The 13,902-nt window shown below is 59.1% G+C and carries 12 protein-coding genes; 7 read left to right on the top strand and 5 right to left on the bottom strand.

Annotated features, from left to right (window positions below; translation table 11 throughout):
• Both Q4C89_RS09835 and Q4C89_RS09840 read right to left on the bottom strand, forming a co-directional pair.
• On the bottom strand, positions 1 to 400 hold a 400-nt coding region (locus tag Q4C89_RS09835), incomplete at its 3' end, for a hypothetical protein (protein WP_303102434.1).
• A 90-nt stretch (positions 401 to 490) separates the two neighbouring features.
• The gene (locus tag Q4C89_RS09840; RefSeq protein ID WP_303102435.1) at positions 491 to 1,432 is read right to left on the bottom strand and encodes an alpha/beta fold hydrolase; all 942 of its coding nucleotides are present in this window, start codon (positions 1,430 to 1,432) and stop codon (positions 491 to 493) included.
• A 71-nt stretch (positions 1,433 to 1,503) separates the two neighbouring features.
• On the opposite strand from Q4C89_RS09840, the gene Q4C89_RS09845 reads away from it, so the two are divergent.
• From Q4C89_RS09845 to Q4C89_RS09860, 4 genes are all read left to right on the top strand, one after another.
• Positions 1,504 to 2,211: an alpha/beta hydrolase gene (locus Q4C89_RS09845; RefSeq protein WP_303102436.1), complete on the top strand. Its 708-nt coding sequence runs from the start codon at positions 1,504 to 1,506 to the stop codon at positions 2,209 to 2,211.
• Between the two features lie 46 nt (positions 2,212 to 2,257).
• Positions 2,258 to 3,691 carry an alkaline phosphatase PhoX gene (locus Q4C89_RS09850; protein ID WP_303102437.1) on the top strand — a complete coding sequence of 478 codons (1,434 nt, stop codon included), beginning with the start codon at positions 2,258 to 2,260 and terminating at the stop codon, positions 3,689 to 3,691.
• 144 nt (positions 3,692 to 3,835) lie between these two features.
• Positions 3,836 to 4,087 (top strand): hypothetical protein, encoded by a 252-nt coding sequence (locus tag Q4C89_RS09855; protein WP_303102438.1) that lies wholly within the window; start codon positions 3,836 to 3,838, stop codon positions 4,085 to 4,087.
• Positions 4,078 to 4,425 carry a type II toxin-antitoxin system PemK/MazF family toxin gene (locus Q4C89_RS09860; RefSeq protein ID WP_303102439.1) on the top strand — a complete coding sequence of 116 codons (348 nt, stop codon included), beginning with the start codon at positions 4,078 to 4,080 and terminating at the stop codon, positions 4,423 to 4,425. The genes Q4C89_RS09855 and Q4C89_RS09860 overlap by 10 nt, the downstream gene beginning before the upstream one ends.
• 161 nt (positions 4,426 to 4,586) lie before the next feature.
• Here Q4C89_RS09860 and Q4C89_RS09865 read toward each other — a convergent pair whose 3' ends face one another.
• The 3 genes from Q4C89_RS09865 to Q4C89_RS09875 form a co-directional block, all read right to left on the bottom strand.
• Positions 4,587 to 7,295, bottom strand: coding sequence for a restriction endonuclease (locus Q4C89_RS09865; protein WP_303102440.1), 2,709 nt, complete (start codon positions 7,293 to 7,295; stop codon positions 4,587 to 4,589).
• A gap of 72 nt (positions 7,296 to 7,367) precedes the next feature.
• Positions 7,368 to 10,439 (bottom strand): carbamoyl-phosphate synthase large subunit, encoded by a 3,072-nt coding sequence (carB, locus tag Q4C89_RS09870; RefSeq protein ID WP_303102441.1) that lies wholly within the window; start codon positions 10,437 to 10,439, stop codon positions 7,368 to 7,370.
• Positions 10,328 to 11,149: a LysE family translocator gene (locus Q4C89_RS09875; RefSeq protein WP_303102442.1), complete on the bottom strand. Its 822-nt coding sequence runs from the start codon at positions 11,147 to 11,149 to the stop codon at positions 10,328 to 10,330. Before Q4C89_RS09875 ends, carB begins: the two co-directional genes overlap by 112 nt.
• Positions 11,150 to 11,407: 258 nt before the next feature.
• Here Q4C89_RS09875 and Q4C89_RS09880 point away from each other — a divergent pair, with 258 nt between their 5' ends.
• The 3 genes from Q4C89_RS09880 (at position 11,408) to Q4C89_RS09890 (ending at position 13,728) form a co-directional block, all read left to right on the top strand.
• On the top strand, positions 11,408 to 11,908 hold the full coding sequence (locus Q4C89_RS09880) for a hypothetical protein (protein WP_303102443.1): 501 nt from the start codon (positions 11,408 to 11,410) through the stop codon (positions 11,906 to 11,908).
• 271 nt (positions 11,909 to 12,179) lie between these two features.
• Positions 12,180 to 13,388, top strand: a complete 1,209-nt coding sequence (locus Q4C89_RS09885) for an argininosuccinate synthase (protein ID WP_303102444.1) — start codon at positions 12,180 to 12,182, stop codon at positions 13,386 to 13,388.
• A 1-nt stretch (position 13,389) separates the two neighbouring features.
• Positions 13,390 to 13,728, top strand: a complete 339-nt coding sequence (locus tag Q4C89_RS09890; protein WP_303102445.1) for a GNAT family N-acetyltransferase — start codon at positions 13,390 to 13,392, stop codon at positions 13,726 to 13,728.
• The last annotated feature ends 174 nt before the right edge of the window (positions 13,729 to 13,902 follow it).

The raw sequence follows: 13,902 nt of genomic DNA on the forward strand, positions 1-13,902 counted from the left end.
CACTGCACGACAGGTCGCCGCCGATGTCGTTGCCAGCCACCACGAGGCTGCCGCCACTATTCAGCACCACGCTGCCGCTGATTTTGTTGCCGGAAATCTGCACGTTGGCAAAGCCCTCGCCGCGCACGCTGCCGCCGATCAGGTTTCCGCTGAGGCTCAGGTTGGCGTTGCGGCCCACATACACGTCACCCTGCACGCTGCCGAGCGACAGAACGCAGTTGCCCCCTTCCGGCACGACGACGTTGCCCGAGATGGCTCCGGCCTTCACGCCGTTGCAGGTCGTGCCCTGGGGCGGGGTGGTCGGGTTCTGCAGGACCGGGGTGGTGGGCGTGGTCGAGGTGCAGGCACTCAGGGCGATGGTCAGGCAGGCCACCGTAGCAGCGAAGAGGAGTCTGAACATGCCGACATTGTAATTTAGACCCAGTTCAAATTCGTGAGGAGAACGCTTGCACGTCGCAGCCCGGCTAAAAGTTGCATAGACGTGGGCACCTCAGCGGGTCAGGGCTTCGTCCAGCGCTTCCACAAAGGCGTCTTCGTCGTCCAGCCAGGGGTAATGCCCGGTGTCGAGCACGGTCAGGTCGCCGCCCGCCAGGTCCACCACCCAGTCGGTCTGTTCAGGGTAGCTGGTGCGGTCATGTACGCCCGCGATGACGAAGACCGGGCGGCGAATCTCCTGCATGAAGGCCGGGTACTCGAACTCCCAGAGGCCCTGATTGACGAGTGCCTGCTGCATTTCCGCGCCGCCCAGAAGCTGGCTTTCCACGTCCAGAAACTCCAGCCGCATCCGGCTCTGGGGGTCTACGAATTGCAGGGCGTTGAGCAGGTCGCGGGCATTGAGCCGGGCAAACGCCGCCTCGATACGGGCCGCGCCGATGGGCGGGTGCTGGCCTTCGGGCGTCTGGGCACGAACTTTGACCGCCGGGTCTTCAAACTCAGCGCCTGCCAGCGCCGAGGCTTCGCGCAGCAGCGTCAGTGCCAGTGCCGGGAAATGCACCCAGGGGTTCACAACTACGGCGCGGGCGGTGCGGGTGGGATAGCGCCGGGCGTATTCCAGCGCAATCAGCGCCCCAAAGCCGTGGCCCAGCGGCACAATCTGCTCGGCCCCCAGAAAGTCGCGCAGTTCTTCCACGTCGGCCACCAGCGTGTCGAGGTCGAGGGTGTCGGCGTCGCCTGCGGCTTTGGCCTGCTCGGTGTCTTCCAGCGCCCCACTGCGCCCGCATCCGCGCTGGTCGAGGTACACCACGCGCCGCCCCAGGTCTTCCAGGCGCTCGCCCAGCAACTCACGAAACGAAAAACTGTTGTAGCCGGGGCCGCCGTGCAGGTACACCAGCGGGGCGGCGGGCGTGGCTTCGCCCACGACTTCAAAGTAGAGGTCTGCGCCGTTCAGGTGCGCTTCGTAGATGCCTGCGGGCAAGGGTTCGGGGGAGGTCATAGGGCGATTGTAGGTGTCCAGAGCGACTTTCGTTGCAGACGTGGGCGCAGGCGGCGGCCCACAATTGGCCTATGACGGCCCCCTCCTTTTCCGCCACCCGCCTGAGCGCCCGACCCGACCCCACGTTGCCGCCGCCCAGCGAACGCGGACTATTTCCACTCGGTCTGGGAGGGCAGCGCGACGGGCTGTTGTATGTGCCGCAGTCCCACCCGCTGACCGGGCCGCGCCCGCTGCTCGTCGCCTGCCACGGGGCGGGGAGTCAGGCCAGCCATTCCATCCGGCCTTTCGTGGAGGCTGCCGAGGAGCACGGCCTCATCCTGCTCGCCTGCGACTCACGCGGGGGCACCTGGGACATGATTCGTGGCGGCCCTGATTCTGGCGGTTATGGCCCCGACGTGGCGTTTATAGACCGGGCGCTGGAACTGGTGTTCAGCCGCGTCGCCATTGACCCCGCGCACCTCGCGCTCGACGGCTTTTCGGACGGGGCCAGTTACGCGCTGTCGCTGGGGCTGAACAATGGCGACCTGTTCTCGCACCTGCTGGGCTTTTCGCCGGGCTTTCTGGCTCCGGCGGGGCAGGTGGGGCAGCCGCGCATTTTCGTGTCGCACGGCACCGCTGACCGGGTGCTGTCCATTGACCGCTGCGGGCGCGTCATCCGCGAGCAGCTCACGCAGGCGGGCTACGACCTGCACTACACCGAATTTGAAGGCGGTCACACCGTCCCGCCCGAGGTGCAGCGGGAGGCGCTCGGCTGGTGGGGCGTGCTGACCGGGCGCTGACACGCCGCTGAGATTGCGCTGATGGTGTGGGCCTAGCGTGAGCAAGATGAAAAAGATTGCTCTGCTTTCCCTCACGGCCCTCCTGACCCTCACCGCTTGCGGCACCAGAACCACGCCCAGCGAAGAGAAGGTGGAAAACAGCGTCATGCCCTTCATGGAGACCGCCAGAACTGCCAAGGCGATGGGCGGCAGCCTGGAGTGGAACAAGATGGAAGGTCTGGCCTATGACGCCAGCACCCGCACCCTCTACATCGCCGTGACCTCCTTCCTGGGCGGCATGAGCGACGGCAAAGGCGACATCCAGTTCCCCGCCAACAAGTGCGGCGGCATCGTGGCCGCGCAACTGGACAGCAACCTGAACGCCACCAAGCTGACCCCCATTCTGGTCGGCAAGCCCGTCGAGGGCGGCTACTGCGACGTGAGCGGCCTCAACAACCCCGACAACATCTTCCTCGATAAAAAGGGCCGCCTGTGGATTGGCGAAGACGGCGACGACACCCGCAACACCCTGTGGACGTACGACCTCAAGACCAAGGCCTTCAAGCGCTTTGCCGTGGTGCCCAACGGCGGCGAAGTGACGGGTCTGCGCGTGAGCGAGCAGGGCGACCTGTTCATGAACATTCAGCACCCCGAAAAGGACAACGTGGCCCCCTACGACAAGGGCACGGTGGGCGTGGTCAGCGGCTTTAACGCCAACACCGACGACTTTGCCGAACTGGCTTACGACGGCACTCCCCTGAAGGAACTGAAAGTGGCGACGGGCAAGTACAACGTGCTGGGCCGCGCCGGGGAGCAGGGTCTGGGCGTCATCAAGAACGCCGACGGCAGCAGCGTGACCAGCAACAACCCCGACGCCAACATGCTGATTGCCACCGGAACCGACACGGGCGTGCTCTACACCCACTGGGAAACCCGCCCCGGCGGAATCAGCCGCCTGGACATGAAGCGTGAAGGCGGCGTCTGGAAGGCCAGCAACCCCAGCATGGTGGACATGAGCAGCGTGAACGGCACCTGGGTCAACTGCAACGGCAGCGTGACCCCCTGGAACACCGCCCTGACCAGCGAGGAATACCCCGCCGAGACGGACGCCGACTGGGCCAAGGCCGAACCCGCCATGACCAAGCACCTGGGCAAGAAGGCCAACCGCTACGACTACGGCTACGTCAGCGAAATTACCCCCAGCGGCGCGGGCCAGACCATCCAGAAGCACTACGCGATGGGCCGCACCAGCTTTGAAATGGCCCTGGTGCTGGATGACAAAAAGACCGTGTACTACGGCGACGACGGCGACATGCGCGGCATGTACAAGTTCGTGGCCGACAAAGCGGGCGACCTCAGCGCGGGCACCCTGTACGTCGCCAAGCTGACCCAGGTGGACGACGCGACGAGCGTCAACGGCAAGAGCCTGAACGTGAGCTGGATCAAGCTGGGCCACGGCAACGACAAGGAAATCGGCGAAGCCATCCGCCGCATGGACTGAGCCGCCCACCCCACGAAAAAGAGCCGGAGGCCCACGCTTCCGGCTTTTTTACTCGCTCTGCCCCCGCTGAGGTCGCCAAAACAGAAGCTTCGAGCAGAGGCCAAATGCGCGTAGGCCGAATCGTAAGAATGTTAATATGCATTTATGACATACCAGAATGCTCAACGAATTACCGCTAGCCTGCCGCCGCACCTTGCCACCTTTATTGACGAGTACCAGAAACAGACGGGCACCAGCAAAAGCGAAATCATCGCCCTTGGCCTGAAGGCCTTACAGGAAAAACTGCTGGCCGATCAATACGCCGCCCTTGCCGCTGAGAACGACCCGGAACGCGCCCTGTTCCTTGAAGGCAACGTTGACGGTCTTGAACCCAGTGACGGCAGCGAATGGCTGTAAGCCTCATCCGGCGCGGCGATATTTTCCTGACACACTTCGGCCCGGCCCGCGCTGGAGAACCGGACTTCAGGCGTCCCGCCGTAGTCATCACCAACAACGTCGCCAACGCCAAAGCGGACGCACTGACCGTTATTCCCCTCACCAGCAACCTGAATACGGTTTACGACTTTCAACTGCTGCTGCCCACCGAGCGTACTGGGTTGAACCTGGACAGCAAAGCGCAGACGGAACTGATGACCTGTATCGCCGTGACTCGCCTGGGGAAACGGCTGGGCCATGTCCCCCCCGACTTGATGCAGGAACTGGACGCCCGAATCCGCTTGCACTTGGCCCTGTAAAAGCGGAAGGGAGCCGCCCGCAAGCCGCTCCCCGCCCCCTTTCCCGCCTTCCATCATCCATCAGGCCGCAAGGCCGAACCCATCATCCATCACCGCGCCGACGGCGCTCCCCCTGCCCCCGCTGAGGCCGCCAAAGCAGAGGCTTGGGCTACAAACGGGGCTTACACATGGTGCTCCGCCCAATCCATATACCTCCGCAAACCATTGAAGTACCGCTTCGCAGATGCATCCGCCCAATCTGGATTAACTTCGCTCTTGATAATCTCAGTGATCGCACCATCTGATAGAACGGGATCGGCTGATTTCGATAACTCTTTGATTCGCATGATTAGAGGCTGACGCATGACAGAAGATGCCGCAAGAATAGTTAATTGTCTATCTGTTAGGCTATCAAATATCAAGGTAACACCTTTTTGAGCACTCGATAGAACAAGCCCTAATTCTCGAGCATCTGAGATGGCATTTCTAAACTTTAAATCATGCAACTTTTTGACAGTCTCGTTCCCATCGTTCTCCTTCAAATGCATTAATAATGCCATAAGAGTGTCCGGTGAGGAGGTTCCCAAAAAAGTACCAATTCCAAGTTTCTGTGGAGTTTGTATGCCCTTCTGTGCTCCGACTCCAATCGGGCGTATCAAGCTACTATCCTTCACCTCAAGAAGGCCAGCAAAGATAAGCCACCTACGGAGGTTATTAGCATAAATGTTACTTGTTTCATCTGATAAGTCAATCGAGCGTGGATGATATTTTGAAAAGATTTCTACAAACTCTTCATTGCTGTGGAGGGTTCCTTTCTCCCATTCATTGCACAGCTGTATATAAATCAGGTGTTTCACTAGCTGTCGAGAGGCGTGTGTAGCTATGGCATTTGGGCCAATTTCCTTAATATAGTCAGGGATGAAGTAAATGTCGTTATCTCTTCTATCTACTAACTGAAGAGAGTATAGATCCGTTAGGATGTTCTGGGTCGCTCTTTCGGTAAAATCTAGGTGTTCTCTAATTTCACTCGAGGTTCCCTGATTGAGTTTATATAATGCTCTTAAGACTTGTAGAGAAGCCTGCGGATCTCTTTGGAAAGTCCGAGTCCAAGGTATATAAGGAACCTTACCTTCATTCAAGTAATCCCTAAAGATATCCCAATAAGCTACGTAGTTCATGCCGCTTCTCACAAGGAGTCGCGAATTAATTAGGTGATTCGTAACTTCTGAGCCAAAAGCATCTTCAACTTCAAAGACCGAAATCGGTGCATTTGCGGCAACGTACTTTATGCAACGTATGGAGTCCTCGCCCAGCTGTGATAAATCCTCTTTAAAGAGCATTTCAACATCAAGATCTCTGTCAAGGAGGCTATACTGCTCCTCTCCATCATCTATCCTCTGAAATACGTGAACTAGAAGCTTCTTAAGAAGCCAAGGGTAACCTTGGCACTGCTCTATGATTCTCGAGTTTAATACCCCGTTTAGACGGATTTTCTCTTCCTTTTCGGCATGACTGATTATCTTTGTCATGTCTTTAGAACCAAACTCTCTTATGGGCAGGGTGATTCTTCTATCCTTTAAGTCATGCCATAAATGATATCCGGGATGACCTTGGATCTGAGGAGTATCAATCTTCCAAGCGAATCCAAGCACCATGGGCTGCTGCTTCGAGTCAAGGTCGAAGACTAAATCTCTGATTGCATTGAAGATCTCAAACAGATCAGGCTTTGAAAAAAGCTCTTCAAATTGATCAAATATAAGAACTACAACGGATGAGTTGGCCTTCAGCTCTTCAAGACATTTGGAAATACTGGATGAATTGAGCGGATAGTTGAGGTCATCAACCTGTGCACTGTTGGTGGACTGAACCAATCCATTATCAATGGCATTCTGGAAACATTTTCTGACAGCTTCGGCAACGAATGATGAGTTTATAGCCGATCTAGAATCAATAGCAGTTATTGAGGTCTTAGACAGCTTAGAGCGTCCCCTCTTATTAACCAAGTCGGATACTTTCACGACTAGAGAGCTTTTACCCCAACCGCTGGGGCCAGATATGGCGAAGCTCCGAGTATTAGTGGTTCCATCTCTAACAGATTCTATAAAACTTTTAATTTCAAAAATTGTATCGTCTCGTCCTACGAAGTCTTCGGGGCGAGACGGTCTTAGATCTTTCCAAGAGATGCCGTATGAGACAGGTGCAACAGTTGGTTGAGCATCACTGACGAATAGCCTTCTAATGGTAGTAGCAACAGGAAGCAATTCTAGCGACTCCAACCTAGGGAGATAATGCCTTAATTTGTCAACTTCGGGCTCAGCTAAAACCTCGCCAGATTTACCTACATAGATTCTAAAGTATTTGGGGAGGCCGTCCTCAGAGAACTGAGCAACCCAAAACGAACCGGAGGGACAAACTAAGAGAGTCCATCTTATTGAACCCTCCTGATATTGATCGATTTTAATAAAGGCAGGGTCAATAATTTTATTCTGGCTTGTCATAATCTCGATTATTCTCTCTGGACCAAACCAGGAAAATTTCGAGTTTTTGGCTCTATCTCCTTGAATTGCAAGAAGCCTACCTCGCGCATCCTTGGTAAGATCGCTAGTTGAAAATAGCCAGCCTGCATCGTAGTCATCCAAACCCACATTGCCATAGAGTTTGCTTATAACTTCAGCAGCCACATTATCTCTATAAGCCTTGCATTCAATTAGTATTCTACGTTGATCATCTTCTCCTAGTGCCAGAAGATCAATCTCCACTCCTGTTGTTCTGATGCGTTCAGTAACCTTATACCTCATTGGTCGAAGGAGATCGGAAACTACCTTTTCAAAAAAGCTCCCCTTCTGCTCCGTTGTCCAGTCTTCAGGTACACTGAATTGTAGGTTAGGCATTCTTCCCCTTTTGCTCGACTAGTATTCAACAAATCAAAGCAGCAAATATTAAACAGCCATCTCAAAAGATGATCACTTAACCCACGCCTGCAACCCCTTAACCCCCAACGCTGCACCCTGCGCCTTCGCAATCGCCTGCGCCGTCCACTCGGCCCCTTCGCGGGTGCTGACCATCGGCACGCCCCGTTCCAGCGCGGTACGCAGCAGGCGGCTGCCCGTCACGTCTATCAGCAGGTCGGGCAAGTTGTCGCCGTCCTGTTCCCGAATGACCTTCAGGCCCGCGCCTTCCAGCGTGGCGGCCACGTCGTCCAGTCCGTCACCCAGCAGCAGGGCGGTGCCGCTCAGGGGCAGGTAGTTCTTGGCCCCCAACTGGGCGCGGTAAAAGGCGAGGTACGGGTCGGCGTCTATGCCCATGCTTTCGCCCGTGCTTTTCATTTCCGGCCCCAGCACAGGCAGCACGTCCTTGAATTTCAGGAACGGCAGGTGAACTTCCTTCACTGAGTACATGGCGGGAGTGGGCGTTTCATGCAGGCCAATCTGCTCCAGCGTTTGCCCGGCGGCAATGCGGGCGGCACTCTTGGCGAGTGGGTGGTTCACGGCCTTGGACACGAACGGCACGGTGCGGCTGGCGCGTGGATTGGCTTCCAGGATGTACGCCACGCCGTCTTTCACGGCCCACTGCACGTTCATAAGGCCCTTCACGCCCAGTTCCAGCGCGAGGCGTTTGGTGTCGGCTTTGACGCGTTCGAGCAGTTCGGGGCTGAGGTTCACGGGAGGCAGCACGCACGCACTGTCACCCGAGTGAACGCCCGCCGCCTCGACGTGTTCCATGATGCCCGCGACCACGGCTTTCTTCCCGTCGCAGAGGGTATCCACGTCCAACTCAAGTGCGCCTTCAAGGAACTGGTCAAGCAGGATGCTGGGCTGACCTTCCACAGCGGCGTAGACCTCGTCCAGGTAGGTTTGCAGTTCTTCCTTGCTGCGAACGGTACGCATGGCGCGGCCCCCCAGCACGTAAGAGGGGCGGGCCATCAGCGGGAAGCCCAGTTCGGCGGCGAGTTCCTGCGCCTGCGCGGGGGTTTCTGCCACTTTGCCCTTGGGCTGCGGCAGGCCCAGGCGTTCGCACAGCGCGTTGAAGGAGGCGCGGTCTTCGGCTTCGTGAATCGTCTCGGGGCTGGTGCCGATGATAGGCGCACCCGCGTCCGCCAGTTTTTTCGCCAGTTTCAGCGGCGTCTGCCCGCCCAGTTGCACGATGACGCCCACGGGCTTTTCGTGCTCTACGATGTTCATCACGTCTTCAAAGGTCAGCGGCTCGAAGTAGAGTCGGTCGGCGGTGTCGTAGTCGGTGGACACCGTTTCGGGGTTCGAGTTGACCATGATCGTCTCGTACCCCAGTTCTTGCAGCGCCCAGACGGCGTGAACGGTGGCGTAGTCGAATTCCACACCCTGCCCAATCCGGTTGGGGCCGCTGCCCAGAATCACCACTTTGGGCTTGTCGGTGGGGGCCACTTCGTCTTCCCACTCGTAGGTGGAGTAGTGGTAGGGCGTGTGCGCCTCGAACTCGGCGGCGCAGGTGTCCACCGTCTTGTAGACGGGCGTGGCTTTGGCTTTTTTGCGGAGAGCGCGGACTTCGAGTTCAGACAGACCTACGATTTCGCCAATGCGGGCATCGCTGAAGCCCAGCCGCTTAATCTCACGCCAGAGTTCGTATTTCCATTCCGCGATAGGGCCGAGTTCCAGAATTTCCTTCTCGGCGTCCACGATTTCTTTCAGTTGCGACAGGAACCAGCGGTCAATCTTGGTCGCGTCGAAGAGGCTGTCTACGCTCTCGCCCCGGCGCAGCAGCTCGATCACGGCTTCGATGCGGCGGGGGTTGGGGTACAGCAGCCGCCTGAGGCCGTCCACGTCCATCTCGGCATACACGCCGCGAATATCGCCTTCGGTGCTTCGTAGCGCCTTTTGCAGCGACTCCTTGAAGGTGCGCCCAATCGCCATGACTTCGCCCACGCTTCGCATTTGCGTGCCCAGGCTGTCGGGTGTGCCAGGGAACTTTTCGAAGGCAAAGCGCGGGATTTTCGTCACCACATAGTCAATGCTGGGTTCAAAGCTGGCCGGAGTTACGCGGGTGATGTCGTTGGGCAGCTCGTCCAGGTGGTAGCCCACCGCCAGCAGCGCGGCGATTTTGGCAATCGGGAAGCCTGTCGCCTTGCTCGCCAGCGCCGAGGAACGGCTGACGCGGGGGTTCATCTCGATCACGATCACGCGCCCGTTGTCGGGGTTCACCGCAAACTGAATGTTGCTGCCGCCCGTCGCCACGCCAATTTCGCGGATGATGGCGAGGGACTGGTCGCGCAGACGCTGATATTCCACGTCGCTGAGGGTCTGCGCGGGCGCAACGGTGATGGAGTCGCCCGTGTGGACGCCCATCGGGTCGAAGTTTTCGATGGAGGTGATGATGATGACCGTATCCGCCGTGTCGCGCATCACTTCCAGCTCGTATTCCTTCCAGCCCAGGATGCTTTCTTCCAGCAGCACGCTGGTCACGGGGCTGTCGCGCAGGCCGCCTTCGGTGATAGCGAGGAATTCCTCATAAGTATGCGCGATGCCGCCGCCCGTGCCGCCCAGCGTAAACGAGGGCCGGATGACGATGGGCAGGCCGATTTCCTTCTGGTACTCTATGGCCTCCTCCATGCTGTGAACCATCTTGCCGCGTGCCGTCTCCACGCCGATTTTCTTCATGGCGGCCTGGAAGAGTTCGCGGTCTTCGCCCTTCTTGATGGCCTCGACGCCCGCACCAATCAGTTCCACGCCGTACTTTTCCAGCGTGCCGCGCTCGTGCAGTTCCATCGCCAGGTTCAGCGCCGTCTGCCCGCCCAGCGTGGGCAAAATGGCATCCGGCTTTTCCTTCTCGATGATCTTCTCCACGAATTCCGGCGTCAGCGGCTCCAGATACGTCGCGTCGGCCAGTTCGGGGTCGGTCATGATGGTCGCCGGGTTGGAGTTGACCAGAATGACGCGGTAGCCCTCGCTTTTCAGCGCCTTGAGCGCCTGCGTGCCGGAATAATCGAACTCGGCGGCTTGCCCGATCTGAATGGGGCCGCTGCCGAGGATAAGGATGGTCTGGAGGTCTGTACGCTTAGGCATTCCAGAAAGACAGTATGGCACGGATGGGACGGATGGGTCAGTGGAATGTTATGCAGATTGGATGTATGGATATGCAATTGCTTGCGATGGTCAACTGCCAGCCGCACCGCCAGCCCGCCCAGTACCGTCGCCATCACATACCGCTGAATTTGCACCCAGGTCGGACGGGTTGCCAGAAACGCTGCCACCGTGCCCGCTGTAAAGACGATAAGCGCATTGACCGTAAAGCTCACGGCAATTTGCGTCAGCCCCAGCGTCAGGCTCTGGGCCAGTGGGCTGCCGTTCCCAGCATGAATAAACTGCGGCAGTAAGGCCATATAAAACACGGCCACCTTGGGGTTTAACACGTTGGTCAAAAAGCCCATCCGAAACAGCTTGGCGGGGCTGTCGTGCGGCAACTGGCGGGCCTCAAACGGTGAGGCGCTGCCGGGTCTGACCGCGTTCCAGGCCATCCATAGCAGGTAAGCCGCGCCCGCAAACTTCACCAGGTCATAGGCGTAGGGAATGGCCAAAAAAACGGCTGTGAGGCCAAACGCCGCCAGCGTCATATGCACCAGAAAGCCCAGCATGACGCCCAGCAGTGAAATAAACCCCGCTTCACGTCCCTGCACAATGGAGCGGGAAATGAGGTAAATCATGTTTGGCCCCGGCGTCAGCACCAGCATCAGCGCGGCAAAGGCGAACAGCAGCAGGTCGTGAATCGGAACCATGATTTTCCCCCAGATGTATTTTTTTACAGCTGTAGCAAAATACTATGCACCCACCGAAACGCAGTGCAGTAAGGGAGCGGGGCTAGACAGTTCCCAAGACCCGGCACGATGCTTAACCTTCAAGGCAGCAAAGTAGGTCTGGAAACAGACCGCCAAACTGGGTTTGTGTGAAGGCGATGTCCTGACGGTTACGGTGCTGTGCCGAATCTAAATGTTTGCTCTGTTCCCGTTCATGGCGGCTGAGCCTAATCTTTACCCATGAAAAAGATTGCCCTTTCCCTGCTCGCCCTGACGGCCCTTTCCTCGGCCAGCGCCGCCGAACGCGCCGGATTCTTCCTGCTGGGCGCACAGTACGAGCGTGACACCAACGCGACCGACTCCTTCCGCGTCGGCCTGGGCCTGCCCATCGCCGGATTCTTCGGCGGCAGCGGTGCGCTGGCCCTCTCCGGCGACGTGGCCTGGCTGCGTCACACCAACTCGCTGCGTCTCGACGGCACCGGCGTGCAGCCCTACTACGGCGGCGGCCTGGGTCTGGCGACCGTGCTGGCGACCAGTGAGTCTGGCAGCGCCGCTGGCCTCACCGTTTACCCCCACCTGCTCGGCGGGGCCAACTTCGGCCTGAATGACCGCTGGGCACTGTTCGCCGAGGCTTCTGCCGGGGTGAACGTCTACGCCTTCGGCGGCACGGGGACCAGCACGAACACCGGCCTGACCCCCGGCTTCGGCCTGCGCCTCGGGGCCAGCTACCGCATCCGCTGACCTTCGCCTCTACGGGAGTCACTGACGTTCGGGTCGGTGGCTCTTTTTTGGTCCAGCGGGGTCACGCCCGGCTCCCGGCCTCGGGTTGACCGCCCCCGGTTCCGCTGCTACCCTGAGTGTATAGCTATGCGAAATTTTGCATAGTCATACACCATATGCAGACCTTGACCTCCCGACGCTGAAACTTCCGCCTGACCCATCTGGGACACGGGCGGACGTTTCACGTCTGGGGGTCTTGCGCTGCCTTCACCAAAACGCGGGAGAATAAGGCATGAGCAAAGAAAAGATTGTGCTGGCCTACAGCGGCGGCCTGGACACCTCCATCATCCTCAAGTGGCTCCAGACCGAGAAAAACTACGACGTGGTGTGCTTCACCGCCGACCTGGGCCAGGGTGACGAAGTGGAGGAAGCCCGCGTCAAAGCCCTCAACACGGGCGCGGTGTCGGCCTACGCGCTGGATTTGCGCGAGGAATTCGTGCGCGACTACGTGTTCCCTATGTTCCGCAGCGCCGCGCTGTACGAGGGCTATTACCTGCTGGGCACCTCCATTGCCCGCCCGCTGATTGCCAAGAAAATGGTCGAAATCGCCGAGAAGGAAGGCGCGGTGGCCGTGGCCCACGGCGCGACGGGCAAGGGCAACGACCAGGTGCGCTTCGAGATGACGGCCTATGCCCTCAAGCCCGACATTGTGACGGTGGCCCCCTGGCGCGACTGGGACTTTCAGGGCCGCGCCGACCTGGAAAACTACGCCCGCGAACACGGCATTCCCGTGCCCACCACCAAGAAAGACCCCTGGAGCACCGACGCCAACATGCTGCACATCTCCTACGAGGGCGGCATTCTGGAAGACCCCTGGGCCGAGCCGCCCGCCCACATGTTCAAGCTGACCGTCAGCCCTGAAGACGCCCCCAACGAAGCCGAATACGTGGAAGTGGAGTTTGAGAACGGCGACGCGGTAGCCATTAACGGCGAACGCCTCAGCCCCGCTTCGCTGCTGACCAAAGCCAACGAAATTGGCGGCAGGCACGGCATCGGGCGCATCGACCTCGTGGAAAACCGCTTTGTGGGCATGAAGTCGCGTGGCGTGTACGAGACCCCCGGCGGCACGCTGCTGTACCACGCCCGCCGCGCCGTGGAAAGCCTGACCCTGGACCGTGAAGTGCTGCACCAGCGCGACGCCCTGGGTCCGAAGTACGCCGAACTGGTCTACAACGGCTTCTGGTTCGCCCCCGAGCGCGAAGCCTTGCAGGTCTACTTTGACCATGTGGCAAAAAGCGTGACAGGTACGGCCCGCTTAAAGCTGTACAAGGGCAACTGCATCGTGGCGGGCCGCAAGGCCGAGCGTAGCCTGTACGACAAAGACCTCGTGAGCTTCGAGGCAGGCGGCGACTACAACCAGCACGACGCCGGGGCCTTTATCAAGCTCAACTCGCTGCGGATGCGGGTGCAAAAGCGCGTGGAGGACAAGGGGAAGAAGTGATGTGTTGATTCGCCCCGCCACCCCCACCGACGCCCACGCCATCGCCTTTCACCGTTACCCAGCCGAGGCCGACGCGCCAGAGCGCCCGGTGTACGCCGAGTGGGTACGCGGCAAGGTGCAGGCGGGCAAGTATCTGGGCCTGCTGGCGCTGCGCGGCGAAGATGTGGTGGCGGGCGCGGGGCTGGCACGACGGCTGTTGACTGATCTGCTGGCTCAGGCCAAGGCGCGGAGCATCGGCACGGTGTCACTGGGCAGCACCACTATGGCCCGCCCCCTGTACGAAAGCCTGGGCTTTAAGCCTTATCCGCACGAAATGCTGCTGAAATTGGAGGAACGGTGAACATTCGCCTCGCTACCCCCGCCGATGCCGAAACGATTGCCTACCAGCGTGGGCAGATGTTCGTGGATATGGGCGACATGACCGCAGACGAAGCCCAGGCGCAGCACACGCTCTGGGCTGACTGGCTGCGTGGTGCCATCCCAGCGGGCGACTACGTGGGTCTGCTGGCCGAAG

Origin of the sequence: Deinococcus sp., from assembly GCF_030523985.1 — a bacterium.
In the GTDB taxonomy this organism is placed as follows: domain Bacteria; phylum Deinococcota; class Deinococci; order Deinococcales; family Deinococcaceae; genus Deinococcus.